Below are 23282 nucleotides of genomic sequence, written 5' to 3'. Positions count from 1 at the left end.
GCGGCTTTGCAGTTCACCAAGCCATGCGAATGAGGCCAGCAAGATTGACGCACCTTGCCGCATTCCTTAGCACTTGCAGTCCCGGTCGATAGGGAAGGGATTCTGTGCATGGACTTTGGCGGCGGCGACGAAATACGGTTCGAGCACATCGGCATGGCCGGTGTCGTCACGCTGACGCGGCCCAAGGCGCTGAACGCCATCACGCACAATATGGTCAAGGCGCTGTCGCGGGCGCTGGACGCGTGGAAGACGGACACGCAGGTGATGCGCGTCGTGGTCAAGGCCGAGGGCAGGGCGTTTTCGGCCGGCGGCGACATAATGGATGTCTATCAGGCCGGTCCGGGCTCGGCCGCATCTCTCGCCTTCTTCGCTGACGAATACCGGCTGAACGCACAGATCGCCCGGTTTCCAAAACCCTACATCACCCTCATCGACGGCATCGTGATGGGGGGAGGGGTCGGCGTATCCTTCCATGGCTCGCACCGCGTCATGACCGAGAATGCGCAATTCGCCATGCCGGAAGTCGGTATCGGCTTTTTCCCGGATGTCGGCGGCAGCCACCTGCTGCCTGACCTCGGCGGCAGCTTCGGCATGTATCTCGGCCTTACCGGCAACCGCATCCGCTATGGCGACGCGCTCTGGTCGGGCCTGGCGACGCACACGATACAGGCGCAGTACATCGGCGCACTGCTCGAAGAGCTGTTCGAGCCGGGCGAGACCGACTTGACGCTGCGCGAGACATTCATGGCGGCCCGGCGCGAGATCGACCGGGAAACGCTGGAGAAGATCGCGCGGCATTTTTCGCGGCCGTCGCTGGACGCCGTGCTGGAAAGCCTCGAGAGAGACGCTGCCGACGATGAGTTCGCGGCCAAGACGCTGGCGACGATGCGCCTGCGCTCGCCGACCAGCCTCAATGTCGCCTTCCGCCAGATCACGGCGGGATCGACCATGTCGATGGACGATTGCATGCGCATGGAGTTCCGCATCCTCAACCGGATGCTGGACGGCCGGGATTTCTACGAAGGCATACGCGCGGCTATCGTCGACAAAGGCTCGACGCCGGTCTGGTCGCCCGCGACGCTGGAGGAAATCGATCCGGCAGCGATCGACGCTTACTTCGCGCCGTTGCCGAATGGAGACCTTGAGTTGTGAGCGAGCGCGCTGTCAGATCGCCGGCGATCGGGCCTACGGTGGCAGAGTCGACGTTCGCGTGGTTCCTGCGCATCATCGCGGCCTATTGCCTGCTGTTCGGCGTGCTCTACTGGATAAGGCTGATCGGACTGTACGACGAGCCGCTGTGGCGGTTCGATACCATGCCGGTCTATTGGCAGGTGACGGCGGTGATCCTCGCGGTCTTTTACCCCTTCGCCGGCATCGGCCTCTGGATGCTGGCTTCGTGGGGGCCGGTGATCTGGTTCATCTGCGCGGCGACGGAAGTGACCATGTATGCCGGCTTTCCCGACCTGTTCGGCCACCGCTTCGCCATCGTCATTTCGCACGCCTTCGTGGCCTTGCTCTATATCGCCTTCCGCGTGGTGATCTTCTTCCAGAAACGGCAGGCCAAGATCTGAGCCGTTTCGGCCGTTGCCCGGGGATCTCAGGCGTTACCTAAATGTTTAGGTTAATTTTCGCCCCTCGGCTGGCCGTTTGTTAACCTTCTTACGAAACCACCCAAGGGTAAGCCCTTGTTAAGCCTGACGTTTAAGTCGAATTTTAGACGTATTCGATAGTGTCGCGATCAAGGTGAGAAAAACAAAACAATCACCGGGCGACAAACGAGAGGCAAAGACAATGAACACTTCCCGTCCAGTGGCGAAGACCACTAGCGTATCCGATGACCGTCGCGAAGCAATCCGCTCGCTTTACATGGAATCCCTGCAGCTTGTTGAAAGACTGCACCGCCGTCTTCTTGATGTTATCAAGGATGAGTTCGACCGCAACGCACGCAGCGACATCAATGCGATCCAGGCGCTGCTGCTGTTCAACATCGGCAATTCGGAGCTGACGGCGGGCGAACTGCGCTCCCGCGGCTACTATCTCGGCTCGAACGTTTCCTACAATCTCAAGAAGCTGGTCGAACTTGGCTTCATCAACCACCAGCGTTCGCGCATCGACCGCCGTTCGGTCCGCGTCAGCCTTACCGACAAGGGTTCGGAAGTGGCAGAGGTGGTTGCAGGCCTTTATGAGCGCCATGTCGGCTCGATCGAGCAGGTTGGCGGCATCAATACTGAGGAATTCAAGCAGATGAACCGGGCTCTCCAGCGCCTGGATCGCTTCTGGAACGATACGATCGCTTACCGCATGTAAGAACCCGCTCTGTCGGGCGAACAATATGGACCGTGGCGAAAGAACCACGGCAAGGACAAATTCTCCAGTCAGGGCCGGTGCCGAGGGGCGCCGGCTCATCTTTTTTCTGGCATAGGCGCTTCGCGTCCCTTAATGGCCACGCAAACGCCATATTCCGATGACTATGCGGAAGGGTGAAATGGACCGTCAGGTATCGAGGGATTGCCTGAGGGGGAACTCCGGACGACGACGTGCGTTGTAAAGCGCTTCCGACGCGGAGTTATGGTTGGCTAATTGTTAAGCATAGTCGCCATAAGCTACGGATGAATTCATCCGATCGATGCAACGCAGGATAGATGTCTGGAATGTCCATGAACACGACCCGCCGTTCCTTTCTGACTACAGCCGCAGCGCTTGCGGGAACTGCTCTCGCCGGAAAAGCCTTCGCGCAGGACGCGATCGGTGAAATTCTCAGCTCCTCGCGTCGCGGCAACTGGGACGACACGTTCGATGCGCGCGCCACCCAGGGCGGCAAGGTAGCTTCCAACCAGCCGATCTTTTCGCCGCAGACCGTATCCTATGTCGAACAGGCAATCGGCCAGTACCAGGGTATCGTTTCGCAGGGCGGCTGGCCGGAAGTGCCTTCGACCAAGAAACTGCAGCTCGGCGTGGAAGACGCAGACGTCAAGGCGCTCCGCCAGCGCCTGATGGTTTCCGGCGATCTTTCGGCCCAGGCGGGCATCTCGCCGGTGTTCGATACCTATGTCGACAGCGCCGTGAAGCGCTTCCAGGCCCGTCACGGCCTGCCGGCAGACGGCGTCCTCGGAAAATATTCCTACGCCGCGATGAACATTTCCGCGCCGGTGCGTCTCGGCCAGCTCGAGACCAACCTCGTGCGCCTGCGCTCCATGTCGGGTGACCTCGGCCAGCGCTATGTGATGGTCAACGTTCCTGCCGCGCAGATCGAGGCTGTCGAGAATGGCCGCGTCGTGCTGCGTCATGCCGCGATCGTCGGCAAGATCGACCGCCAGACGCCGATCCTCAATTCGAAGATCAACGAGATCATCGTCAATCCATACTGGAACGCACCGGTTTCGATCGTCCGCAAGGATATCATTCCGCTGATGCGCAAGAATCCGAAGTATCTGGCCGACAGCCACATTCGCCTGTTTGCGCCGGATGGCAGCGAGGTCGATCCGATCAATGTCGACTGGTCGACCGAGGAGGCCGCCAAGTATCGCTTCCGTCAGGACCCGGGCGCCGGCAACGCCATGGCTTCGGTGAAGATCAACTTCCCGAGCCCGGACGGCGTCTACATGCATGACACGCCGCAGCAGAGCTTGTTCGGCAAGCTGATGCGCTTCGATTCGTCGGGCTGCGTGCGCGTCCAGAACGTGCGCGATCTCGTCACCTGGATCCTGCGCGACACGCCCGGCTGGAGCCGCCAGCATTTCGAGCAGACGATCAAGACCGGCACGACCACGCCGGTGCAGGTTACCAATCCGGTTCCTGTATACTTCACCTACATTTCCGCGTGGTCGACCGGCGATGCTGTCGTGCACTTCCGCGACGATATCTACGGCCGCGACGGCGTCGACGAGTTGAAGATTTCCTCGGCGCTGTAAGCGCCTGCGAACAAATGAAAAAAGCCGCCTGACAAGGCGGCTTTTTTCATTTCTGCTGGATCGGTTTTTGCGGCAAGGCCGCCTTGGTTCTGGAGCATAGCTTGGCCGTCGCGACTTTGATCCTGCTGCTTCTGGTGCTGGTGGCTGTTTCCGGCGTGCTGGTGCGCTTCCTGCCGCTGCCCCTGCCGATCATCCAGATCGTGCTCGGCATTCTCCTGGCCTGGCCGATCGACGGGCTGCATGTGGAGATGGAGCCGGCGCTATTCCTGCTCGTCTTCGTGCCGCCCTTGCTGTTCATAGAAGGCCTTCTGCTGCCGAAGCGGGAGTTCAGGGAACTTGCGCCGCAGATATTCGGCCTTGCCTTCGGGCTGGTCTTCTTCACGGTCGTCGTCTTCGGCTATGCGCTGCACTGGCTGTTGCCGGTGGTGCCGCTGCCGGTAGCCTTTGCGCTGGCAGCCGTTCTGTCGCCGACCGATGCGCTCGCGGTTTCCTCCATCGTCGGCCGCGACATGGTGCCGGCCCGCATCCGCCATATCCTCGAAGGCGAATCCCTGCTGAACGATGCGTCCGGCCTGGTGGTTCTGCGCTTTGCCGTCGCCGCCGCACTCACCGGGCATTTCTCGCTCGGCGAAACAGCGGTCACGTTCTGGCTGGTTGCGCTGGGCGGCGTCCTTGCCGGGCTGGTGACCTTGTGGGGCACGTCGACGGTGCTGCGCATCGTCGCAAAGATCGGTGATATCAGGCCCGAGGTGCAGGTGATGATCCTGATCCTCCTGCCTTTTGCCGCGTACCTTCTGGCCGAGGAGATGCACGCTTCCGGCATTCTGGCAGCGGTGACGGCCGGGCTCTACACCAGCCGCACGGGTCTGTTCGGCGCGCTGAGCATTCCGGCGCGCATGCAGAATGCCGCTTTGGTCGACGTCCTGTCCTTCACCTTCAATGGCGCAATCTTCCTCATGCTCGGCCTGCAACTGCCCGGCATCATCCGCACGGTTCCGTCCGAGCTGTCGCTGTATGGCACGGTGTGGGAGCCGGTGCTGGCGGTGTTGACGCTGACGCTGATCCTGCTCGCGATCCGCTTTGCCTGGATCGTCTTCGGTTCGGCAGTGCGCGGCGCGATCGATCGTTGGCGCGGCCGCAACGTGCAGCGGCTGACCGGTCGGCTGAAAGTGGTGATGACGCTTGCCGGGGTTCGCGGTGCGATCACGCTGGCCGGTATCCTGTCGCTGCCGCTCGTCCTGCAGGACGGTTCGCCATTTCCGGCGCGCGATCTGGTCATTTTCATCGCAGCCGGCGTGATCATATGCTCGCTGGTGGTGGCCAGTGTCGCTTTGCCGGCGGTCGCGCGCGGCATTCCGCTGGAGGAAGAGGACGTGCTTGCCAACGAAGAGCGCCTGGCGCGGGTGACGGCGGCGGAGGCAGCAATCGCCCGCATCGAGCAGATGGTGGAGGAAAGCCGCGACGACCCGGCGATCTACGAGACACGGATGGCTGCGTCGCAGCAGTTGATCCCTTTCTACCGGCAGCGGATCGTGCTTGGCGACGCAGACGATCCGGCTGCACAGGACCTTTTGCCGGTGATCGGCGCCATGACGGAGGCAGCACTGGACGCGGAGCGCGCGGCCCTTGTCGGGCTTCTGCGGTCACACAAGATCAACGACACGACAATGCGCGCGATCATGAGCGAAGTGACGCTCACCTTGGCCCTCATTGCCAAGAAGAAGGGCAGCGCCGGGCATTGAGTGCTGCCCGGGCCTCGCCTCCATTCAGCCGTCCGCCTCGACAACCGACGCGAAGAATTCTTCCGGACTTTCGACCTCGACCAGCCGCCGTTTCTCGATCAGCCAGAAGCGATTGCCGACGGCCCTGACGAAGCTTCGGTCGTGCGAGACCAGCAGGCAGCTTGCCTCATGCGCCATCAACTCGGTTTCCAGCGCTTCCTGCCCGTCGATATCGAGATGGTTGGTCGGCTCGTCGAGCAGATAGAAGTTTGGATTGGTCAGCCGCAGCACCAGCATCGCCAGCCGCGCCTTCTGCCCGCCCGAAAGCCGGCCAATGGCGCTGGCCTGCATTTCGACCGTCATCCCGGCACCCGCCAGCAAGGTGCGGGCGCGCTGGTCGCCGACCTCGAAACGGCGGCTGAGGGTGGCGAGCGGCGTGTCGTCGTCGGCGAGGTCGGACAGTCCCTGGTCGCCATAGCCGAGCACGAGGGAAGGCGTGGCCTTGACCGTTTCCGCTGATGCGGTTGGCTCCATTATCGCCTTCCTGATCAGGTGAACGAGGCGTGACTTGCCGGCACCGTTGCGCCCGAGAAGGACGATGCGGTCGCCCTGGCAGAGCCACTTCCTGCCGGTCTTGAACAGCAGCGTGCCGTCCGGCGTCTCAACGGACGCATCGTCGAGCGTGATCAGGATCTTTGCATGCGTGCCGCGATTGGCAAGCTTGATCGCGCCCGACGATCGCTCCTGATATCCGGGCCGAGCGGCATCCTCCATGCGCTCGGCGCGCTGCTTGAGCTGCTTGGTCTTGACCGTCAGCAGGTCGCTGCCCGAATTGATGCCGATATTGTTGAGCTTGGCGGCCTGACGGCGCAGCTGTTGAGCGACCTTCATGTCCTTCTGGTATCGCCGCTCCTCGGAGGCGTCGACCTCGTCCAAAGCGGCGCGGGCTCGTGAATAGGGCAGCGAAAAGACCTGCGAGCGCTCGGCACGCAGGAACAGCGTGCGATTGGTCGTGGCGTCGAGGAACGCCCGGTCGTGGCTGCAAATGATCACCGGAACATCGCGCGGAAGCGCGTTCAGCCAGTCTTCCAGCTGCCGGATACGGGCGAGGTCGAGGTGGTTTGTCGGTTCGTCCAGGAGCAGGGCGTCGGGATCGGTCACCCAGACGCGGGCGAGCATGGCAAGCCGCTGCCAGCCGCCGCTGAGCTGGGCGAGGGGTTTTTCGCGCATCGCTTCCGGCACGTCGAGGGAGTCGAGCACGACATCGACGCGCCAGCTCTCCGAATGAGCCTGTTCCGGGGACAAAACCTCCTGGACGGCCTCATAAAAGGGAATATCGAGCAGCTTGGCGGGGATATCCTGCTCGACATGGCCGATACGCAGGCCGCGCGAACGCGTGATGTCACCGGCCGTCGGCTCGAAGCTGCCGGCTATGCATCGCAGAAGCGTGGATTTGCCTCTGCCATTGGCCGCTACGATGCCAAGCCGGTCGCCGGCCTCGACAGAAAGATTGAGATTGGAAAAGAGCGGAGCGCCAAGCGTGACGCCGAGATTGCGCAGATTGATCAAAGCCATTGTCGTTCTCTGGTCTGTGCCGAGCGACGTGCCGTATCCGCGGTGAGCACTGCAAAATGCGGATTCTGGCAGTCAAAACTCGGTGAAAATTCACGATACGCAGGCGCTAAACCTCAAGGCTCAGAGCTGCGTCACCACGAAGGGCAGACCGGGAGAGATGCTTTGTCGGCGATCGTTCTGGTCAGCCCTGCAAACGCATTTGCAGGGCGTTGACTGGGCCACGCTGACGATGATGACGAAAAAACGTATTCACGCAGCCCTCCTTTCTTGATCATGACGAGTTGCAGGCCAGAAATACCCGCGCTGGGCGCAATATGCAACCGGCGTGGAAGCGGGCAGGGCACGCTTTTCGGGTGCGCCGCGCCGTTCTGCCGCAAAGCGACCACCAAATTTCGCGCGGCGAACGTGGCGAGGTCCAAGCAAGTGTGCTAATGGCGCGCCGCATGGAACATGATCTCCTTCCCCAAGGGATGATGTCCGCGCAACAGAGCACCGCCCCAGCTAAGGATTTACCTGACATGGCAAGAGACTCGGCCGCCTCGCAACATTTCGAATCCTTCTTCGGCACGACGCTCGCCGATGCCGATCCGGAGATTTTCGGCTCCATCCGCAACGAGCTTGGCCGTCAGCGCCATGAGATCGAGCTGATTGCCTCGGAAAACATCGTCAGCCGCGCCGTGCTGGAAGCGCAGGGCTCGATCATGACCAACAAATATGCCGAAGGCTATCCGGGCAAGCGCTACTACGGTGGCTGCCAGTTCGTCGATGTCGCCGAGACGCTCGCCATCGAGCGCGCCAAGAAACTGTTCGGCTGCAATTTCGCCAACGTCCAGCCGAACTCCGGCAGCCAGATGAACCAGGCGGTGTTCCTGGCGCTGCTGCAGCCGGGCGACACCTTCATGGGCCTCGACCTCAATTCGGGCGGTCACCTGACCCACGGCTCGCCGGTCAATATGTCGGGAAAATGGTTCAAGGTCGTCTCCTACGGCGTGCGTCAGGACGACCACCTGCTCGACATGGACGAGGTTGCGCGCCTTGCCCGCGAGAACAAGCCGAAGCTGATCCTCGCCGGCGGCACCGCCTATTCCCGCATCTGGGACTGGAAGCGTTTCCGCGAGATCGCCGACGAAGTCGGCGCCTATCTGATGGTCGACATGGCCCACATTGCCGGTCTCGTTGCCGGCGGCCAGCACCCGTCGCCGCTGCCGCATGCCCATGTCGTGACCACGACCACGCACAAATCCCTGCGCGGCCCGCGCGGCGGCATGATCCTCACCAATGACGAGGAAATCGCCAAGAAGATGAATTCAGCGGTGTTCCCCGGCTTGCAGGGCGGCCCGCTGATGCATGTGATTGCCGCCAAGGCGGTCGCCTTCGGCGAGGCGCTGAAGCCGGAATTCAAGACCTACGCCGCCAACATCGTCGCCAACGCCAAGGCGCTGGCCGATAGCCTGAAGGGAACGGGTCTCGATATCGTTTCGGGCGGCACCGACAACCATTTGATGCTGGTCGACCTGCGCCCCAAGAACGCCACCGGCAAGCGCGCCGAGGCAGCCCTTGGCCGCGCCAACATCACCTGCAACAAGAACGGCATTCCCTTCGACCCGGAAAAGCCCTTCGTCACCTCGGGCGTTCGCCTCGGCACGCCGGCCGGCACGACGCGCGGCTTCGGCGAGGCTGAGTTCCGCGAGATAGGCAATCTGATCGCCGAAGTGCTCGACGGGTTGAAGGTCGCGAATTCGGATGAAGGCAATGCGGCCGTCGAGTCTGCCGTGAAGAAGAAGGTGGTCGAACTCACCGACCGCTTCCCGCTTTATCCCTATCTGGGGTGAACGGTTGAAAAGGGCGGGTTTTCCCGCCCTTTTCATTTGCGGTGTAAAACGAAATTTCATTTGCGGCGCAAAAACGAACGCTCTGTCTTCGCTTGCGACGCAGGCAGCACCGAAAAGCGGTTTCCACTTTTCGCAATCATGCTCTAAGCCTTTCGCGAGAGGAATCGCGAAGGACAAAGCTGAGACATGCGCTGCCCCTACTGCCAGTCGGAAGACACACAGGTCAAAGATTCCCGCCCCGCCGAAGACGGCGCGGCGATCAGGCGGCGTCGCGTCTGCCCCGACTGCGGCGGGCGCTTCACCACCTTCGAACGCGTGCAGTTGCGCGACCTGGTCGTGGTGAAGAAGTCCGGCCGAAAAGTTCCGTTCAGCCGCGACAAGCTGCTGCGTTCGATGGAAATCGCCGTGCGCAAGCGCAATGTCGATCCCGAACGCATCGACCGTGCAGTAACCGGCATCGTGCGCCAGCTCGAAAGCTCGGGCGAAACCGAAGTGACGACTGGCGAGATCGGACGTCTGGTCATGGAGGCGCTGAAGTCGCTCGACGACGTCGCCTATGTCCGCTTCGCTTCGGTCTATCGCAATTTCCGTGAGGCCAAGGACTTTCATGACGTTCTCGGCGAGCTCAAGGGCGAGGACGAAGAGGACCTCGGCTGAGCCATGGCTGGCCGCGATAAGGACCAGCAGGCGACTGACCGCCGCTTCATGGCTGCAGCCCTTCGCATGTCGCGAAAACATGCCGGCCTGACGGCGACGAACCCCGCCGTCGGCACGCTGCTCGTTCGTGACGACGGCAACGGCCCGGTCATCGTCGGGCGCGGCGTGACTGCCATCGGTGGCAGGCCGCATGCGGAAGCCGAGGCGCTGGCCGAAGCCGGGGAAAAAGCGCGTGGCGCGACCGCTTATGTGACGCTCGAACCCTGCGCCCATCACGGTCGCACGCCGCCTTGCGCCAATGCGCTGGTTTCGGCAGGCGTGGCCCGCGTTGTGGGTGCTGCGAGCGACCCTGACCCGCGCGTTTCCGGCAAGGGTTATGCCATCCTGCGCGAAGCCGGCATCGAGGTAGTCGAGCGGGTGATGGCCGACGAGGCTGCCGATCAGCTTGCCGGTTATCTGACTCGATCTCTGAAAAAACGTCCGCAAGTGACTCTGAAACTTGCGCTTTCCGCCGACGGCATGATTGGCCGGCTAGGCGAGGGGCAGATCGCCATCACAGGTGCGATCTCGCGCCGGCAGGTGCATCTGATGCGCGCCGAGGCCGATGCGATCGTGGTCGGCATCAACACGGCGCTCGCCGACGACCCGGAACTGACGGTACGGTTGCCGGGGTTGGAGGCCCGTTCGCCGGTGCGCATCGTGCTCGACCGGCAGGCACGGCTCGATCCGGCTTCCAAATTGGCACGGACGGCGGAAGCCGTTCCCGTATTCGTGGCCGTTGGGCCGGAAGCGGATGTGGCGCGCAAAGCCGCACTTGAAGCGCTCGGGGTAAAATTGCTCGCCACCGACACCTATGACGGCCGCATCGCGCTGCCGGAATTGCTGGAGGATCTCGCAGCACTTGGCATGATGAATGTCATGGTGGAGGGCGGGGCGGAGACGGCGCGCAATTTCCTCGCCGACGATACGGTCGACCGCATCGTGATTTTTCGTGGTCCAATCGAACTGGGCGCGGGCGGCATTGCAGCACCGGTTGATGAGAACCATATGCCGGCAGGGTTTCGCCTTACGCGCCAGGCGCGCTTCGGCGACGACAGCTATGCCGAATGGACAAGGAATTTCTGATGTTTACCGGAATTGTCACCGATGTTGGTTCAGTCGCCTCCGTCTCGCCGCTGAGCGAGGGCGTCAGGCTGCGCATCGACACAGCCTACGACCCGGAAACCATCGACATCGGCGCATCGATCTCCTGCGGCGGTGTCTGCCTGACCGTCGTCACCCTGCCGGAAGCCGGCGCGAACGGCCGCTGGTTCGAGGTCGAGGCCTGGGAAGAAGCGCTGCGTCTGACGACTGCCGCTGGCTGGGACGCCGGTACGCGCATCAATCTCGAACGCGCATTGAAGATCGGTGATGAACTCGGCGGCCACATCGTTTCCGGCCATGTCGACGGCATGGCCGAAATCGTCGCGCGGCAGGACGAGGGCGACGCCGTGCGCTTCACGCTCGAAGCGCCGCGCGAGCTGGCGAAATTCATCGCGCCCAAGGGTTCCGTGGCGCTCGACGGCACTTCGCTCACCGTCAACAAGGTCGAGCGCACCCGCTTCGACGTGCTCCTGATCCACCATTCGCTGACCGTCACCACCTGGGGCGAGCGAAAGGTCGGCGACCGCGTCAATCTCGAGATCGACACCATGGCGCGCTATGCGGCGCGGCTTTCGCAGGCGGCGGAAGAGGGGCTTTGAGGCTCAAAAAACGCTCTTCCTGATTGCCAGCTTTTCGCCCGGTCCATGAACCGCGGCGAACAAAAGGCCGGCGATGAAGGTGAAGTGATCGATGAAGAATCCGAATTCCGCCTGATTGCCTTCCCAGTGCGACGGGCCGTGAAAGGCAAAGGCCAGGAACAGCACATAGACTGCCGCAAGGATGGCGGCTTCCGAGAAGAACGCGCCGGTCAGCAATGCGAGAGCGAGCGCGACCTCGAAGAAGGCGGCGACCCAGGCGAGAAACAGCGGAAACGGAAAACCCGCCGCGGCGATGTAGCCGGCTGTCGCTTCCATGCCGAGAAACTTGAAGCTCGCGGCCATGACGAAAACGCCGCCGAAAATCAGCCTTGCGATGAGAATTGCAACGGTCTTGCTCATTTGATTGGTCCTCCACGGTGTCGTTTGGCCCACATAGGACGAATGGAAAACGCTGTTTCCGACATCGATGATGCCGGAATTTGTTTCTCATTTCATAAGAGCCCCGGAGCGTGCGGTTTCAGAGCGCGTCCTTCATCGCAGCCGAAGATGCCGCAGATGGAGCGCCTCGAACGGTCGTCCGGCAATCTTCCGCTTGCGAACTGACCGGCTTCGGCCTAAGTCACCGACGTTCCCGGAGACGTTCATGGCCAGTTCCACAAAACCGCATTTGCTCATAATCGAGGCCCGTTTTTACGACGACCTCGCCGACGCGCTTCTCGAAGGCGCCAAGGCTGCGCTCGACGATGCGGGTGCGACTTATGATGTCGTGACGGTTCCCGGCGCGCTGGAAGTGCCTGCCGTAATCTCTTTTGCGCTCGATGGCGCGGAGGAAGGCGGCACGGAATATGACGGCTATGTCGCCCTTGGCACCGTCATTCGCGGTGAGACCTATCATTTCGACATCGTCGCCAACGAATCGAGCCGTGCGCTGATGGACCTCGCGGTCAAGGAATCGCTTGCGATCGGCAACGGCATCCTGACCGTCGAAAACGACGACCAGGCCTGGGCGCGCGCCAAGCGCCATGAGGGCGACAAGGGCGGCTTCGCAGCGCGCGCCGCACTCACCATGATCGCCCTGCGCGAACGCCTTGGAGCCTGATCGTGACTGAGCCAGCCGAAAACGGTCAGCCCCCCATCCGCCAGGCCAACAAGCGTGGCGCGGCCCGCCTTGCCGCCGTGCAGGCGCTCTACCAGATGGATGTGGCGGGTGCCGGCCTGCTCGAAATCACCGCCGAATATGAAGCCTTCAGGCTGGGCAAGGAAGTCGACGGCGCGCTCTATCGCGAAGCTGATGCGCAGTGGTTCCGCGCTATCCTTGCCGGTGTCGTCGAGAATCAGAAGACGGTCGATCCGGTCATCCGTCAGGCTTTGACCGAGGACTGGCCGCTTTCCCGTCTCGATTCGACTTTGCGCGCTATCCTGCGTTCCGGCGTCTACGAGTTGATGCAGCGTCCGGACGTGCCGGTTGCCGTCATCGTTTCGGAATATGTCGACATTGCCAAGGCGTTCTATGTCGAAGACGAGCCGAAGCTGGTGAACGCCGTGCTCGACCGGGTGTCGCGCCGCGTGCGCGGCGAAGGACGCGGCAAAGACGCCTGATGAGCGACGCCGCGCAAAGCAACGCACGGCGAACGGCGATCATCCTCGCAGCCTCGCAGGCAATTGTCGGCTCGGCCGCTCCCATCTGCATCTCGCTCGGCGCGCTTGCCGGCCATTATCTGCTCGGCGCCGACAAGTCGCTAGCAACCGCTCCTGTTACTGGCTTCAACCTCGGCGTTGCGCTGGGCTCGCTGCCGGCAGCGGCGGTGTTGAGATGGCTTGGTCAGCGCAACGGCTTTATGACTGGTACGCTGGCGACGGCGCTGGGCGGGCTCGTTGCGACGCTGGCGCTCTTCCAATCCAACTTCTGGCTGTTTGCTGCCGGCCTGATGATCGTCGGCATTGGCGGCGCTTTCGTCCAGCAGTTCCGTTTTGCGGCTGCCGACAATGCGCCGCGCGAATTCAAGGCGCGCGCCATTTCCTTCGTGCTGGCCGGCGGCGTGATTACCGCGATCCTCGGGCCGCAGATCGTCATCTTCACGCGCGAACTGTTCGCGCCGGTGATGTTTGCCGGTTCCTTCGCGGCGATCCTCGTGCTTTCGGCGGCCGGCGCGATCGTTCTGTCGTTTCTGCGCACGAGCCCGGATACGCACAAGAAAGCGGTCGATCACCGAAGTGCCCGCCCGCTCGGTGAGATCATTTCGCAGCCACGCTTCATCGTGGCGCTGCTTTGCGGCGTCGGGTCCTTCACTCTGATGACTTTCGTCATGACCGGCGCGCCGCTTGCCATGGTCGGCTGCGGTTTTTCGCCGGACGAGGCGACGCTGGGCATTTCCTGGCATGTCATGGCGATGTTTGCGCCGAGTTTCTTTACGGGCCGGCTGATCCACCGCTTCGGCGTAAATACGATTGTTGCGACGGGCTTCATCCTGCTGATCGGCTGCGCGCTGGTTGCGCTTTCGGGCATCCAGCTCTGGCAGTTCTGGACAGCGCTGATCCTGCTCGGTCTCGGCTGGAATTTTGCCTTCATCGGCGCGACCGCGCTTGTGGCGGAAACCTATCACCCGTCCGAAAAGGGCAGGGCACAGGGCTTTCACGATTTCGTCCTGTTCGGCAGTGTCGCCTTCGCTTCGCTGATGTCCGGCAAGGTCTACAACGCCTATGGCTGGGAGATGCTGAACTGGGTGGTGTTCCCGGTGACGGCGATCTGCCTCGTGGCGCTGGTATGGCTGGTTGTTTCGCGCAGGCACGTGCCGGACACGTCTGCCGTGCGGCGCCCGTAAGGGCCTGGATACTCCCCGCCTGTCGTGAGGCTCTAGGCTTGGCAGTCGCTTGGCCTAATCAAAAACGGCAAAAATCCGGCAAAAACTCAACACTGACTTGACGTTGGCCGATCCGTTGCGGACAAATAGTCGCAGACCGGATTCCGGCTACACGGCCAACCGGTCTTCATCGCAGCGCCCGGGGAGGGGTTCTACCGGGCTCACAATCAGGGAAGATCGGCATAATGACCATGCTTTACGTCGTCATTGCCTGCGGCCTGCTTTCTGTCCTTTACGCCATCTGGGCGACACAGTCGGTTCTTGCAGCCGACCAGGGCAATGCACGCATGCAGGAAATATCAGCCGCCATCCGGGAGGGGGCACAGGCTTATCTTGCGCGTCAATACACAACCATCGCCATCGTCGGCGTGGTGGTTCTCCTTCTGGCCTGGTGGCTTTTATCGGCGACCGCAGCAATCGGTTTCCTGATCGGCGCAGTGCTTTCGGGCGTGGCCGGTTTCATCGGCATGCATGTGTCTGTGCGAGCCAATGTGCGCACGGCACAGGCAGCCTCCAACAGCCTGGCAGCCGGCCTCGACATCGCCTTCAAGTCGGGCGCCATCACCGGCATGCTGGTGGCAGGCCTCGCGCTGCTCGGCGTGTCCGTCTACTACTGGGTTCTCATCGGCCCGATGGGCCTGGCGCCCGATGACCGCACAGTCATCGACGCGCTCGTCTCGCTCGGCTTCGGCGCTTCGCTGATCTCGATCTTCGCCCGTCTCGGCGGCGGCATCTTCACCAAGGGCGCCGACGTCGGCGGCGATCTCGTCGGCAAGGTCGAAGCCGGTATCCCGGAAGACGACCCACGCAACCCGGCGACCATTGCCGACAACGTCGGCGACAATGTCGGCGACTGCGCCGGCATGGCAGCCGACCTGTTCGAGACCTATGCGGTGACCGTCGTCGCCACCATGGTTCTGGCGGCGATCTTCTTCGGCGGCACTGCCGTTCTCGGCAGCGTCATGCTCTATCCGCTGGCCATCTGCGGCGCCTGCATCATCACCTCGATCATCGGCACCTTCTTCGTCAAGCTCGGCTCCAACGGCTCGATCATGGGCGCGCTCTACAAGGGGCTGATCGTCACCGGCCTGCTTTCGATCATCGGCCTGGGTGCTGCAACGTCGCTCACCGTCGGCTGGGGCGAGATCGGTACCGGCGGCGGCGTCACCGTCACCGGGCAGAACCTGTTCGTCTGCGGCCTTGTCGGCCTTCTGGTGACCGGTCTTATCGTCGTCATCACCGAATACTACACCGGCACCAACAAGCGCCCGGTCAATTCCATCGCCCAGGCTTCGGTGACGGGCCACGGCACCAACGTCATCCAGGGCCTGGCGGTTTCGCTGGAATCGACTGCACTTCCGGCAATCGTCATCGTCGGCGGCATCATTTCGACCTACCAGCTCGGCGGCCTGTTCGGCACGGCGATCGCGGTAACCACCATGCTCGGCCTTGCCGGCATGATCGTGGCACTCGACGCCTTCGGCCCGGTCACGGATAATGCCGGTGGTATCGCTGAAATGGCCGGCCTGCCCAAGGAAGTGCGGCACTCCACCGACGCACTCGACGCTGTCGGCAACACCACCAAGGCGGTCACCAAGGGCTATGCCATCGGTTCGGCCGGCCTCGGCGCGCTGGTACTGTTTGCGGCCTATTCGAACGACCTGAAGTTCTTTGCCGCCAATGGCGACAAATATCCCTACTTCCAGGGCATGGGCGAAGTCTCCTTCGACCTCTCCAATCCTTACGTCGTTGCCGGCCTGATCTTCGGCGGCCTGATTCCCTATCTCTTCGGCGGCATCGCCATGACCGCCGTCGGTCGTGCTGCGGGAGCAATCGTCGAGGAGGTTCGCCGCCAGTTCCGCGAGGATCCGGGCATCATGAAGGGCACTTCCAAGCCCAACTACGCCCGCGCCGTCGACCTTCTGACCAAGGCGGCGATCAAGGAGATGATCATCCCGTCGCTGCTGCCGGTGCTGGCGCCGCTCGTCGTCTATTTCGGCGTGCTGCTCATCTCCGGTTCCAAGGCTTCGGCGTTTGCCGCACTCGGCGCTTCGCTGCTCGGCGTTATCGTCAACGGCCTGTTCGTCGCCATCTCGATGACCTCGGGTGGCGGTGCCTGGGACAATGCCAAGAAGTCGTTCGAAGACGGTTTCACCGACAAGGACGGCGTCAAGCATCTCAAGGGTTCCGAAGCGCACAAGGCTTCGGTGACCGGCGATACGGTCGGCGATCCCTATAAGGATACCGCCGGTCCGGCCGTCAACCCGGCGATCAAGATCACCAACATCGTCGCATTGCTGCTGCTGGCAGTGTTGGCGCACTCATAAGAGCCAACGGTTCGCTCGAATCGAAAAAACCCGCGGGAGCGATCCCGCGGGTTTTTGATTGGTCAATGAAGTGGCAGCGCTTACTGCGTCGTTCCGATCGGCAGGGTCGGTTTGCCACCCGCGCCGGCAATGAGCTGGCCGATGAAGTTCTGGTCCTTGCCGCCGGTCGGCGTGGTCCGCGCGATGAAGTCGAAGATCTTGCCGTCCTGCTTGCCGTAGTTGGCGATCTGCGTGACGCGGCCGTCGGGGCCGAAATAGACGGCCAGAACACGCTGGTCGACCAGTCTTGGATTCAGGAAGGCGACCGAACGCCTGCGCGTCTGCGAAATGTAATAGAACACCTCGTTGTCGAAGGTCGCGGTGGTCGACGGGCTGCCGAGCGCCAGAATAACCTGTTCGCGGCTGGAGCCGACGGGCACGAGATCGATCTGCTGCTGGTCGATGACATAGCCCTGCGTCAGGGTCTCGCCTGGCGTCAGGTCGCCCAGAACCTTTGACGAGTTGCAGCCGGAAAGCCCCACTGCGGCAAGCATGCAAGCCGCTCCGACGGCGGCAGGCGAATAAATGGTCTTGAAATTCAGCGAGCCCAACAACAACTCCTTCAAATCGATCTTGGCAATATGTCTTGCCGCCCCCACCTTGCACGGAGCCGCAAAACCGGTAAACCAGCTTGCGCGCCGATGCAACAACGCCACCCCGCGAAACGGTTCCCCGAGGAGACCCGCCCGTCATGTTCAAACGCCTTTTCGGCCGCGAACGCAGCAATCGTACGATAACGGACGCGCTCTACGCCGAAATCGTGGCGGCGGCGCGGCAGCCGGTATTTTATTCTGATTGGGATGCGCCCGACACGCCGCTTGGGCGTTTCGAGATGCTTTCCCTGCATATGTTCCTGTTTCAGCAGCGCCTGCACGGCGAGGCTGGCGCGGCACGCGAGGTCGCGCAGATCCTGACCGATGATTTCTTCGCCGAAGTCGAGCACTCCCTGCGGGATCTCGGAATAGGCGATATGGGCGTGCCGAAGCGGATGAAGAAGCTCGGCCGCATGTTTTACGGGCGCACGGCCGCTTATGCCGATGCGCTCGAGCGCGGCGACAGGGAAGCGCTCACCGCAGCACTGGCCCGAAACATAAGGCCCGACAGCGAAGCCTGGCCGCAGGCAGACGCCCTTGCAGCCTATGTGATAGAGGCGGACAATATGCTGCGCGAGCAGGCGTCGGAGGCGATCCTTTCGGGATCGGTCCGCTTTCCGGTCGCGGGTGCTGCCTGATGAAACAAGGAAAGGAGACCGTCATGAAACATGAAATGCCAGTAAGCCCGGTTTCCTTCGTGGCCAACGTTGCGCGGCTGCCCCAGAAGGGCATGCCGGTGGTGATCGAGGCCGACGAGAAGCAGCGTGCGGCTCTTGCCGAAGAGCACGGGCTGGAAACGGTCGAGCGCTACCGGGCCGAATTGCTGGTCACCGCCTGGAAACGCAATGGCATCAGGGTTTCGGGAACTGTCGAGGCCGACATCGTGCAGGCTTGCGTGGTCACGCTGGAGCCGATCGAAACGCATGTCAGCGAAGAAGTTTCGGGACTTTTCCTGCCGGAGGATTCGAAACTCGCACGGCACGGTTTCGGCGAGGGCGGGGAGATCATGCTTGATGCGGACGGTCCCGACAGCCCGGAACTCTTTTCCGGCGAGACCATCGACGTCGGCGCGCTCGCCGAAGAATTTTTTGGCCTTGCGATCGATCCCTATCCGCGCAAGAAGGGCGCTGAATTACGCCAACCAAGCCATAACTTGGCCGAAGAGCCGGTCGAGAACGAATTGCAACGAAAGCTTCGCGCGCTGACGCAAAAACGCTGAATGGCGTGTGTTTCGCGTGAAATGTCGGTTGTGTGGCGGCTTAAAACCGCTATTTTCGCGAAGCCTTAACCAAGGCCCGCCGTTCGATAAACGTGAGATGAATACCGCGTGATCAGAATTTCCATCGACGCCATGGGCGGCGACCACGGGCCGGGAGTCCTCATTCCCGCACTTCTGACGGTCGCCCAGCGCCGTACCGACGTGCGCTTCCTGGTGTATGGGCGCGAGGATGCCGTTCGTCCCGAACTCAACAAATATCCGAAACTGGCGGCAATCACCGAATTTTTCCACTGCGACATCGCGGTGAGGATGGATGACAAGCCGAGCCAGGCACTGCGCCATGGCCGCTGGAAGTCTTCCATGTGGAAAGCGATCGAGGCCGTCAAGAACGGTGAGGCGGAAGCCTGCATCTCTGCCGGCAACACCGGCGCGCTGATGGCCATGTCGAAATTCTGCCTGCGCACCATGGCAACCATCGACCGCCCGGCGATCGCCGCGATCTGGCCGACGGCGCGCGGCGAAAGCGTGGTCCTGGACGTCGGCGCGACAATCGGTGCTGACGCGCATCAGCTGGTCGACTTCGCCATCCTGGGCACCGGCATGGCGCGCGCCCTGTTCGGCATGGAGCGCCCGACAGTTGGCCTGCTCAATGTCGGCGTCGAAGAGATCAAGGGCCAGGAGGAGGTCAAGGAAGCCGGCCGCCTGCTGCGCGAAGCCGGCAAGATGGCGATGGACTACCACGGTTTCGTCGAGGGCGACGATATCGGCAAGGGCACCGTCGACGTCGTTGTCACCGAGGGTTTTGCCGGCAACATCGCGCTGAAGACGGCCGAAGGCACGGCACGCCAGATCGCGGGCTACCTGCGCGCTGCGATGAGCAGGACGCTGATGGCCAAGATCGGCTACCTCTTCGCCAAGGGAGCTTTCGATACGCTGCGCGAGAAGATGGATGTGCGCCGCGCCAATGGCGGCGTCTTCCTCGGGCTCAACGGCATTGTGGTAAAAAGTCACGGCGGCGCCGACGCGGAAGGTTTCGCAGCGGCGATCGAACTCGGCTATGACATGGTCAGGAACGGGCTTCTCGACCGCATAGAGGCTGATCTCGATCTTTTCCACGCCCGCCACCCGCAGGCGACGAGATCGTCGGAACTCGCGGACGAGAATTAGGAACAGGATATTCTATGATCAGATCGATTGTGCGTGGCATCGGGTCTGCGCTGCCGCGCCGCATCATGAAGAATGCCGACTTCGAAGGCATGGTCGAGACCTCCGACGAGTGGATCGCCCAGCGCACCGGCATTCGCCAGCGCCACATTGCGGCAGACGACGAAACGACGGCATCGCTGGGCGAGGCGGCCGCGCGCGCAGCCCTCGACAATGCCGGCCTGACGCCGACCGATATCGACCTGATCGTGCTCGCCACCTCGACCCCCAACAACACCTTCCCGGCAACCGCCGTCGAAATCCAGAACCGCCTCGGCATGCATCACGGCTTTGCCTTCGATATGCAGGCGGTGTGCTCGGGCTTCGTCTATGCGATCACGACGGCCGACCTTTACATTCGCGGCGGGCTCGCCAAGCGCGTTCTCGTCATCGGCGCCGAAACGTTTTCGCGCATTCTAGACTGGAACGACCGTTCGACCTGCGTGCTTTTTGGCGACGGCGCAGGCGCGCTGGTGATCGAGGCGGCGGAGGGCGAGGGCACGATCGCCGATCGCGGCATCCTCGCGGCCAGCCTGCGCTCGGACGGCGTCCACAAGGACAAGCTCTATGTCGATGGCGGCCCATCGACCACCGGAACAGTCGGCATGCTGCGCATGGAAGGCCGCGAAGTGTTCAAACATGCTGTCGGCATGATAACTGACGTGATCGAGGCGACTTATTCGGAAGCCGGCATCACCTCCGACGATCTCGACTGGTTCGTGCCGCATCAGGCCAACAAGCGCATCATCGACGCATCCGCCAAAAAACTCGGCATTGCCGAGGAAAAGGTCGTCGTGACGGTCAATCTGCACGGCAATACGTCTGCAGCGTCCGTTCCACTGGCGCTTTCGGTGGCAGTTGCCGACGGACGCATCAAAAAAGGCGATCTCGTGCTGCTGGAAGCCATGGGTGGCGGTTTCACCTGGGGCGCGGTGCTTTTGCGCTGGTAGCAGGCAGATTCGGGTTGCGATAAGGGTTCCCGGCTGCAATTTGCGGTCGATTTGCCGGCCAAATGGAAACCGGCTCGCTTTGACGCAACGCAGCATGAATCAGATTCGTCGGTTTCGGAAAAGTCAAAGCATTCAGGGCCTTGACCTAGACGGGTCAATTTTCTAACGTCTCGGCGTTTGTAACGAAATCTGTTGTTTGAGGATGGTTGACGGTCGCATGGGGGGAAAAACGCTTACGCGCGCCGATCTAGCCGAAGCCGTCTACCGCAAGGTAGGGCTTTCCCGAACCGAATCCGCCGAACTGGTCGAGGCAGTGCTCGACGAAATCTGTGAAGCGATCGTACGCGGCGAGACAGTAAAGCTGTCGTCCTTCGCGACATTCCATGTCCGCGACAAGAATGAGCGCATCGGCCGCAATCCCAAGACGGGCGAGGAAGTGCCGATCCTGCCGCGCCGCGTCATGACCTTCAAGGCATCCAATGTCCTGAAGAGCCGCATCCTGCGCACCCATCAGAACAGCAAGGACAAAGCCGCAAAGTAGTTTTGCCGGCGCCTTTTGCCTTATCTCAGCGGTCGATCTTTCTGAATACGGTTGACAAACCCTGGTCTGATTCAGGCCGGGCTTGAATGTTAGCGCGCAACGCGCTGAAATAGTGTACGAATCGGTTTCCGGGCGTGATCCTGAGTGGCGGGACCGATGTCGGAAAGGATTGCGCTCGAACTGTTGGAAAGAGCCGCGTTGCGAAATCCTCGTAACGGACAGGCGTTCCGAGCGAGAGTTGCGCCCCATGGACAAGAGCCCCGACGCCTTCCGTACCATCAGCGAGGTCGCTGAAGACCTCGATCTCCCCCAGCATGTCCTGCGTTTCTGGGAAACGCGCTTCAACCAGATCAAGCCGATGAAGCGTGGCGGCGGCCGCCGCTATTATCGGCCTCAGGATGTCGAACTGATCAAGGGCATCCGCCACATGCTTTATGATCAGGGATACACCATCAAGGGCGTGCAGAAGCTGCTGCGCGAGAACGGCAATCAGTTCCTTGTCGCCATAGGCAACGGCGATGTTGCCGCCGTGGAAGCGATCGCCCAGCGCAAGCAGGCTGAGGCCGCGCCAATGACCGCCGGCGCTCAACCGCGCACCGACGACGAGATGCTGGTTGGCGAGCCGAAGGCCAAGCCGAACCGTCGCTTCTTCGGACTTGGCAAGGCCGACGACGAAGGCCCGGTGCAGCCGGACAGCGGAAAACTGTCCCGCGACAACCGTGCATTGCTTCAGGAAGCGCTTTTCGACCTTCTCGAATGCAAGCGGCTGCTCGACCAGGTGCGTTGAACTGAGGCGGTTCTTTTGCGGAATCATCGAGCCCGGTGTGTGAGCTTGCGGTGGCATAACGAAAATCTGTTTTCTGCTGACGGAATTTCGATCCTTCCCGGCTTTCGTTCACGGATGAAACCATTACGCTGCGGCCATGACAAAAGTCGGCAAGATCATCGAGTTATGGCGATATCCGGTCAGTTCACTGCGCGGTGAGCGGCTGGAGGAAGCGGCTCTCGATGCGCATGGGATTGTCGGGGACCGGCGCTGGGGCCTCTTCGATGTCGAGGCCGGCAAGGTGGCTGCTCCGGAAAAGGAAAAACGATGGCGCGTCGCGCCGGAAATGCAGTCGCGGCTGGTGGACGACGCAGTCGAGGTGTTGGCCGGTGATGGAGTGTGGCGGGCCGTCGGCACGCCGGAAGCGGCGTCGGCGGCAACCGAAATTCTCGGATTTCCGGTGGAGTTCCGGCGCTATGAAGACCCATTCCCGAAAGGCGAGACTGCTGCATCCGCGCCCCGATACGATCGCGCCCACCTGCATGTGCTGACAACCGCCTCGCTGGCAAGATTGGCGTCTCTGGCGCCTGCCGACGTTCAGGTGGATGTCCGGCGGTTTCGCGCCAATGTGGTGATCGAGACCGAGCCGGAGCTCGAAGGCTTCATCGAGAAGGAATGGCTGAACCGCAGCCTTGCCATCGGTTCAGCCAGAGCAATCGTTGTCGAACCTTGCGAACGTTGCAGTTTCGTCGCGCTGGCGCAGGGCGGCTTGCCTTTCGCGCCGCCGGTGCTCCACACCATCGCGCGCCACGGCGGCGGCGGCTTCGGCATACAGGTCAATGTCACGACGCCCGGCGCTCTGCGCGTCGGAGATGAAGTCGTTCTCGCCTGATCGTTCCGGTTGGGGAGGGCGCTAGCCGCGGTCGTCTTTCCGGCCGCTGTCGGTGACGTCGGCTTCGGGACGGTCGCTGCCCTGTGCGATCTCTTCATGCCATCTGCCGTCGGCGTCCTGATAGGAAATGCCTTCGGTCTTGCCGGCAAGCTGCTGCTCGGAGGCCGCTGCCTTGGCAGCGTTCAGCGCCGCTTCATGGGTGCGAAAGGTTTCGGAAAAGACGTCGCCGAGCTTGTAGGCCCAGCCGCCATCATGCTCCACGATCTGATAAGTCACTTTTGTCATCGTCATGCTCCTGTCTGAGCGGATGAACGAATGCGGCTGTCCGTTGTTCCCGACTGAACAGGCGTTTCGCGGGCTGCGGATAAACAAAAACATATCCGCGCCGAGACACGCGGCAAACCCCCGATATTGGCACTGCACGCCCGCTTCGCTGCGAAGCGAGCGCTTTTG

General features: G+C 62.0%; 24 protein-coding genes. 20 read left to right on the top strand and 4 right to left on the bottom strand.

The features are described 5' to 3' along the window. The first annotated feature begins 108 nt into the window (after positions 1-108). From DZG07_RS15325 to DZG07_RS15305, 5 genes are all read left to right on the top strand, one after another. Entirely contained in the window at positions 109-1152 is a 1044-nt protein-coding gene (locus DZG07_RS15325) for a 3-hydroxyisobutyryl-CoA hydrolase (RefSeq protein WP_119818349.1), read from the top strand. Beyond that, complete coding sequence (locus tag DZG07_RS15320) at positions 1149-1571, top strand: DUF6163 family protein (RefSeq protein WP_091917814.1); 423 nt, start codon at positions 1149-1151, stop codon at positions 1569-1571. The genes DZG07_RS15325 and DZG07_RS15320 overlap by 4 nt, the downstream gene beginning before the upstream one ends. Positions 1572-1791: 220 nt before the next feature. Beyond that, on the top strand, positions 1792-2307 hold the full coding sequence (locus DZG07_RS15315) for a winged helix DNA-binding protein (protein WP_091917813.1): 516 nt from the start codon (positions 1792-1794) through the stop codon (positions 2305-2307). 350 nt (positions 2308-2657) lie between these two features. Next, complete coding sequence (locus DZG07_RS15310) at positions 2658-3911, top strand: L,D-transpeptidase family protein (protein WP_091917812.1); 1254 nt, start codon at positions 2658-2660, stop codon at positions 3909-3911. 101 nt (positions 3912-4012) lie between these two features. Continuing rightward, positions 4013-5653: a Na+/H+ antiporter gene (locus tag DZG07_RS15305; protein WP_091917811.1), complete on the top strand. Its 1641-nt coding sequence runs from the start codon at positions 4013-4015 to the stop codon at positions 5651-5653. Between the two features lie 24 nt (positions 5654-5677). Here DZG07_RS15305 and DZG07_RS15300 read toward each other — a convergent pair whose 3' ends face one another. Beyond that, positions 5678-7207 (bottom strand): ABC-F family ATP-binding cassette domain-containing protein, encoded by a 1530-nt coding sequence (locus DZG07_RS15300; protein ID WP_119818346.1) that lies wholly within the window; start codon positions 7205-7207, stop codon positions 5678-5680. A gap of 518 nt (positions 7208-7725) precedes the next feature. Here DZG07_RS15300 and glyA point away from each other — a divergent pair. The 4 genes from glyA to DZG07_RS15280 all read left to right on the top strand — a co-directional run bounded on the left by glyA (position 7726) and on the right by DZG07_RS15280 (position 11438). Continuing rightward, complete coding sequence (gene glyA / locus DZG07_RS15295) at positions 7726-9039, top strand: serine hydroxymethyltransferase (RefSeq protein WP_091917809.1); 1314 nt, start codon at positions 7726-7728, stop codon at positions 9037-9039. Positions 9040-9225: 186 nt separating this feature from the next. Further along, the gene (gene nrdR, locus DZG07_RS15290) at positions 9226-9696 is read left to right on the top strand and encodes a transcriptional regulator NrdR (protein WP_091917808.1); all 471 of its coding nucleotides are present in this window, start codon (positions 9226-9228) and stop codon (positions 9694-9696) included. A gap of 3 nt (positions 9697-9699) precedes the next feature. Continuing rightward, positions 9700-10821 (top strand): bifunctional diaminohydroxyphosphoribosylaminopyrimidine deaminase/5-amino-6-(5-phosphoribosylamino)uracil reductase RibD, encoded by a 1122-nt coding sequence (ribD, locus tag DZG07_RS15285; RefSeq protein ID WP_119818343.1) that lies wholly within the window; start codon positions 9700-9702, stop codon positions 10819-10821. After that, a complete protein-coding gene (locus DZG07_RS15280; RefSeq protein WP_119821762.1) occupies positions 10821-11438 on the top strand; it encodes a riboflavin synthase in 618 nt (205 codons plus the stop codon). The genes ribD and DZG07_RS15280 overlap by 1 nt, the downstream gene beginning before the upstream one ends. A gap of 3 nt (positions 11439-11441) precedes the next feature. Here DZG07_RS15280 and DZG07_RS15275 read toward each other — a convergent pair whose 3' ends face one another. Next, positions 11442-11837: a DoxX family protein gene (locus DZG07_RS15275; protein WP_091917806.1), complete on the bottom strand. Its 396-nt coding sequence runs from the start codon at positions 11835-11837 to the stop codon at positions 11442-11444. Between the two features lie 244 nt (positions 11838-12081). Here DZG07_RS15275 and ribH point away from each other — a divergent pair, with 244 nt between their 5' ends. The 4 genes from ribH to DZG07_RS15255 all read left to right on the top strand — a co-directional run bounded on the left by ribH (position 12082) and on the right by DZG07_RS15255 (position 16626). Further along, positions 12082-12537: a 6,7-dimethyl-8-ribityllumazine synthase gene (ribH, locus tag DZG07_RS15270; RefSeq protein ID WP_119818340.1), complete on the top strand. Its 456-nt coding sequence runs from the start codon at positions 12082-12084 to the stop codon at positions 12535-12537. Between the two features lie 2 nt (positions 12538-12539). Beyond that, complete coding sequence (gene nusB, locus DZG07_RS15265; RefSeq protein ID WP_091917804.1) at positions 12540-13037, top strand: transcription antitermination factor NusB; 498 nt, start codon at positions 12540-12542, stop codon at positions 13035-13037. Further along, positions 13037-14260, top strand: a complete 1224-nt coding sequence (locus tag DZG07_RS15260; RefSeq protein ID WP_119818338.1) for an MFS transporter — start codon at positions 13037-13039, stop codon at positions 14258-14260. The genes nusB and DZG07_RS15260 overlap by 1 nt, the downstream gene beginning before the upstream one ends. Before the next feature lie 224 nt (positions 14261-14484). Then, a complete protein-coding gene (locus tag DZG07_RS15255; RefSeq protein ID WP_091917802.1) occupies positions 14485-16626 on the top strand; it encodes a sodium-translocating pyrophosphatase in 2142 nt (713 codons plus the stop codon). A gap of 80 nt (positions 16627-16706) precedes the next feature. Here the strand turns inward: DZG07_RS15255 and DZG07_RS15250 are convergent, their stop codons facing one another. Further along, entirely contained in the window at positions 16707-17216 is a 510-nt protein-coding gene (locus tag DZG07_RS15250) for an outer membrane protein assembly factor BamE (RefSeq protein WP_091917801.1), read from the bottom strand. Positions 17217-17356: 140 nt separating this feature from the next. Between DZG07_RS15250 and DZG07_RS15245 the strand changes: the two genes are divergently transcribed. The 7 genes from DZG07_RS15245 (at position 17357) to DZG07_RS15215 (ending at position 22829) form a co-directional block, all read left to right on the top strand. Continuing rightward, the gene (locus DZG07_RS15245) at positions 17357-17896 is read left to right on the top strand and encodes a ubiquinol-cytochrome C chaperone family protein (RefSeq protein ID WP_119818335.1); all 540 of its coding nucleotides are present in this window, start codon (positions 17357-17359) and stop codon (positions 17894-17896) included. Positions 17897-17919: 23 nt separating this feature from the next. After that, positions 17920-18477, top strand: a complete 558-nt coding sequence (locus DZG07_RS15240; protein ID WP_091917799.1) for a DUF177 domain-containing protein — start codon at positions 17920-17922, stop codon at positions 18475-18477. Between the two features lie 108 nt (positions 18478-18585). Continuing rightward, the gene (gene plsX / locus DZG07_RS15235) at positions 18586-19644 is read left to right on the top strand and encodes a phosphate acyltransferase PlsX (protein WP_119818332.1); all 1059 of its coding nucleotides are present in this window, start codon (positions 18586-18588) and stop codon (positions 19642-19644) included. Positions 19645-19658: 14 nt separating this feature from the next. Further along, positions 19659-20630, top strand: a complete 972-nt coding sequence (locus DZG07_RS15230; protein ID WP_119818330.1) for a beta-ketoacyl-ACP synthase III — start codon at positions 19659-19661, stop codon at positions 20628-20630. 217 nt (positions 20631-20847) lie between these two features. After that, positions 20848-21171 carry an integration host factor subunit alpha gene (locus DZG07_RS15225; protein ID WP_091917796.1) on the top strand — a complete coding sequence of 108 codons (324 nt, stop codon included), beginning with the start codon at positions 20848-20850 and terminating at the stop codon, positions 21169-21171. A 247-nt stretch (positions 21172-21418) separates the two neighbouring features. Beyond that, on the top strand, positions 21419-21958 hold the full coding sequence (locus tag DZG07_RS15220) for a MerR family transcriptional regulator (RefSeq protein WP_091917795.1): 540 nt from the start codon (positions 21419-21421) through the stop codon (positions 21956-21958). A 136-nt stretch (positions 21959-22094) separates the two neighbouring features. Next, the gene (locus DZG07_RS15215; RefSeq protein WP_119818327.1) at positions 22095-22829 is read left to right on the top strand and encodes an MOSC N-terminal beta barrel domain-containing protein; all 735 of its coding nucleotides are present in this window, start codon (positions 22095-22097) and stop codon (positions 22827-22829) included. Between the two features lie 21 nt (positions 22830-22850). On the opposite strand, the gene DZG07_RS15210 is transcribed toward DZG07_RS15215, so the two are convergent. After that, positions 22851-23114 (bottom strand): DUF2188 domain-containing protein, encoded by a 264-nt coding sequence (locus DZG07_RS15210; RefSeq protein WP_119821760.1) that lies wholly within the window; start codon positions 23112-23114, stop codon positions 22851-22853. Positions 23115-23282 lie beyond the last annotated feature (168 nt).

The organism is Mesorhizobium sp. DCY119 (assembly GCF_003590645.1).
GTDB lineage: Bacteria > Pseudomonadota > Alphaproteobacteria > Rhizobiales > Rhizobiaceae > Mesorhizobium_M.
Note: the sequence above shows the minus strand (reverse complement) of the source record. Positions and strands in the feature narration are given on the sequence as shown.

Excerpts from the sequence above, each read along its gene's own strand:
- DZG07_RS15325 (WP_119818349.1), top strand. The coding sequence starts at position 109 with ATGGACTTTGGCGGCGGCGACGAAATACGGTTCGAGCACATCGGCATG.
- DZG07_RS15315 (WP_091917813.1), top strand. The coding sequence starts at position 1,792 with ATGAACACTTCCCGTCCAGTGGCGAAGACCACTAGCGTATCCGATGAC.
- DZG07_RS15310 (WP_091917812.1), top strand. The coding sequence starts at position 2,658 with ATGAACACGACCCGCCGTTCCTTTCTGACTACAGCCGCAGCGCTTGCG.
- DZG07_RS15300 (WP_119818346.1), bottom strand. The coding sequence starts at position 7,207 with ATGGCTTTGATCAATCTGCGCAATCTCGGCGTCACGCTTGGCGCTCCG.
- glyA (WP_091917809.1), top strand. The coding sequence starts at position 7,726 with ATGGCAAGAGACTCGGCCGCCTCGCAACATTTCGAATCCTTCTTCGGC.
- nrdR (WP_091917808.1), top strand. The coding sequence starts at position 9,226 with ATGCGCTGCCCCTACTGCCAGTCGGAAGACACACAGGTCAAAGATTCC.
- ribD (WP_119818343.1), top strand. The coding sequence starts at position 9,700 with ATGGCTGGCCGCGATAAGGACCAGCAGGCGACTGACCGCCGCTTCATG.
- DZG07_RS15280 (WP_119821762.1), top strand. The coding sequence starts at position 10,821 with ATGTTTACCGGAATTGTCACCGATGTTGGTTCAGTCGCCTCCGTCTCG.
- DZG07_RS15275 (WP_091917806.1), bottom strand. The coding sequence starts at position 11,837 with ATGAGCAAGACCGTTGCAATTCTCATCGCAAGGCTGATTTTCGGCGGC.
- ribH (WP_119818340.1), top strand. The coding sequence starts at position 12,082 with ATGGCCAGTTCCACAAAACCGCATTTGCTCATAATCGAGGCCCGTTTT.
- DZG07_RS15260 (WP_119818338.1), top strand. The coding sequence starts at position 13,037 with ATGAGCGACGCCGCGCAAAGCAACGCACGGCGAACGGCGATCATCCTC.
- DZG07_RS15255 (WP_091917802.1), top strand. The coding sequence starts at position 14,485 with ATGACCATGCTTTACGTCGTCATTGCCTGCGGCCTGCTTTCTGTCCTT.
- DZG07_RS15245 (WP_119818335.1), top strand. The coding sequence starts at position 17,357 with ATGTTCAAACGCCTTTTCGGCCGCGAACGCAGCAATCGTACGATAACG.
- DZG07_RS15240 (WP_091917799.1), top strand. The coding sequence starts at position 17,920 with ATGAAACATGAAATGCCAGTAAGCCCGGTTTCCTTCGTGGCCAACGTT.
- DZG07_RS15230 (WP_119818330.1), top strand. The coding sequence starts at position 19,659 with ATGATCAGATCGATTGTGCGTGGCATCGGGTCTGCGCTGCCGCGCCGC.
- DZG07_RS15225 (WP_091917796.1), top strand. The coding sequence starts at position 20,848 with ATGGGGGGAAAAACGCTTACGCGCGCCGATCTAGCCGAAGCCGTCTAC.
- DZG07_RS15220 (WP_091917795.1), top strand. The coding sequence starts at position 21,419 with ATGGACAAGAGCCCCGACGCCTTCCGTACCATCAGCGAGGTCGCTGAA.
- DZG07_RS15215 (WP_119818327.1), top strand. The coding sequence starts at position 22,095 with ATGACAAAAGTCGGCAAGATCATCGAGTTATGGCGATATCCGGTCAGT.
- DZG07_RS15210 (WP_119821760.1), bottom strand. The coding sequence starts at position 23,114 with ATGACAAAAGTGACTTATCAGATCGTGGAGCATGATGGCGGCTGGGCC.